Below are 402 nucleotides of genomic sequence, written 5' to 3' on the forward strand. Positions count from 1 at the left end.
GTGGTACGCCGTGACGTAGTCCGCGACCGGCACCGCCGCCAGCCCCAGCGCCCAGGCGTCGGGCTGGGTGCCGAGGCCGAGCAGGGTCAGATAGCCGCCCCAGGAGCCCCCGGCGAGGACCAGCCGCTCCGGGTCCGCGAGCCCGGAGGCGACCGACCACTCCCGTACGGCCGCGATGTCCTCCAGCTCGATCAGGCCGACCCGGTGCTTGAGCGCGTCCGTCCAGGCGCGGCCGTAACCGGTGGAGCCGCGGTAGTTGACCCGTACGACGGCGAAGCCGTGGTCGACCCAGGCCGCCGGGCCGGAGGCGACGGCGTCGCTGTCGTGCCCGGTCGGGCCGCCGTGGATGTCGAAGACGGTGGGGAAGGGCCCGTCCCCGGTGGCGGGCCGCTGCACGAGGGC

1 protein-coding gene is annotated in these 402 nt (G+C 75.9%); it reads right to left on the reverse strand.

Annotated elements, in window-relative coordinates; translation table 11 throughout:
* Positions 1 to 402: prolyl oligopeptidase family serine peptidase (locus V2J85_RS40950; protein ID WP_330824439.1), on the reverse strand; the 402-nt coding region annotated here is incomplete at both ends.

The organism is Streptomyces bugieae (assembly GCF_036352915.1).
In the GTDB taxonomy this organism is placed as follows: domain Bacteria; phylum Actinomycetota; class Actinomycetes; order Streptomycetales; family Streptomycetaceae; genus Streptomyces; species Streptomyces endophytica.